The sequence below is a fragment of the Methanoculleus sp. DTU007 genome, from assembly GCF_001512385.1.
Lineage (GTDB): Archaea > Halobacteriota > Methanomicrobia > Methanomicrobiales > Methanoculleaceae > Methanoculleus > Methanoculleus thermophilus.
Map to the genome: position 1 here is coordinate 1 of NZ_LFRO01000061.1, position 1,413 is coordinate 1,413.

At 64.5% G+C, this 1,413-nt stretch carries 2 protein-coding genes; both read right to left on the reverse strand.

What is annotated here, in order from left to right:
• Positions 1-638: hypothetical protein (locus tag ACI94_RS06730; RefSeq protein ID WP_286681245.1), on the reverse strand; the 638-nt coding region annotated here is incomplete at its 3' end.
• 166 nt (positions 639-804) lie between these two features.
• The coding region (gene glgP / locus ACI94_RS06735) for an alpha-glucan family phosphorylase (RefSeq protein ID WP_286681246.1) at positions 805-1,413 on the reverse strand (609 nt) is incomplete at its 5' end.

Genomic DNA, 1,413 nt, shown 5'->3' on the forward strand with positions numbered 1-1,413 from the left:
GTATCGTAGCCGAGGGCGTCGAGGAGCCCCGCCATCAGGATGGCGGCGTCCTCGCAGTCCCCTCTCCCGTCGACGAGCGTCTCGACGGGGTATTTCGGATACTCGACGCCACCGCCCTTATACATGGCGTAGCGGGGGAGGGCACCCTCGATGTAGGAGGTCGCATTCTCGTCATTATCGTAGGGGATCTGCTGGACGAAGAAGACGAGGTTCATCAGCCGGAAGTACTCCGCGTCGGGGTTGGCGGCCGGAGGCGCGATCCGGCGGGCGAGGTCTTCGAGGAACGGCCGGTCGGAACTCGCGAGCGCGTACCTCCCCCAGGAGGCATAGTCGCTGAACCGCGGCGTCTTCCGGTGCTCGCCAAAGAGCGCTTTCGGAACCGTGACCTCTGTCGTCTGGACGCCGCCGTCGATCGCCGTCCAGCGGAAGTTCCGGGTGTAAACCTCGCCGTCGTCCGGGATGGGCGTCGGCGTCGGTACCGGCGAGGACGGGACGTACACGGGTGGGTCGCCGACCGGCACGGTGCCGCGAGAGCCAAAGCCGATAGGCTCCCCGAGGAGGGCGGGTTTCACTACGAGGGCGACGACCAGGATCACGGCCGCACCCGCGACGACCGGGATAACGTCCTTCCACTCCATAGCAGAACCCCGAACAACGGCCTCCGGTAAAGATATTTGCTATCTACCGTTTAAAAACGTTAACTGTTCTGCTCGGGCGGCGGATCATTCCGAAAAGAGTTAATGTGAGAATGAACTGCAGAAGAACGCGCGCCGGAACCGGCCGGGGGAGGGCGGTGGTTCCGGATCACCTCGTCCTGGACGTGGGCTCCACGGGGCAGACCCCCTCAAGTCCGGCCAGCTGCCCTCCCGGATCGCCCGCATACCTGCAGACCGAAGGGTAGTACCTGGTGACGTACTCCTTGAGCATCCGCAGAGCACAGTACTGCGGGGCGACGCTCTTGATCGACTCCTTCATCATCCGGACCCACTTGTGCGGGACGTCGTTCATCGTCCGCGAGTAGTAGAGCGGCGCAACCTCGTTCTCGATGAGGTCGTAGATCGTCTCCGCGTCCGGCTGGATGCCATCCGCGGTGGGTGGGCGGCCCTCGAACCCCCAGCCGTTCCTGCCGTTGTAGCCCTCGACCCACCAGCCGTCGAGGACCGAGAGGTTCAGCACCCCGTTCATCCCGGCCTTCATCCCGCTCGTGCCGCTCGCCTCCATCAGGGGGACGGGGGTGTTCATCCAGACGTCGACGCCGTGAACCATGTAGCGCGCAAGCTGCTCGCTGTAGTCCTCGACGAACGCTATCCTGCCGCCGAACCGGGGGTCCTGCGAGTACTGGTAGATCTGTTGCAGGATCTGCTTGCCCCGCTCGTCGGCCGGATGGGCCTTCCCGGCGAAGATGAACTGCAC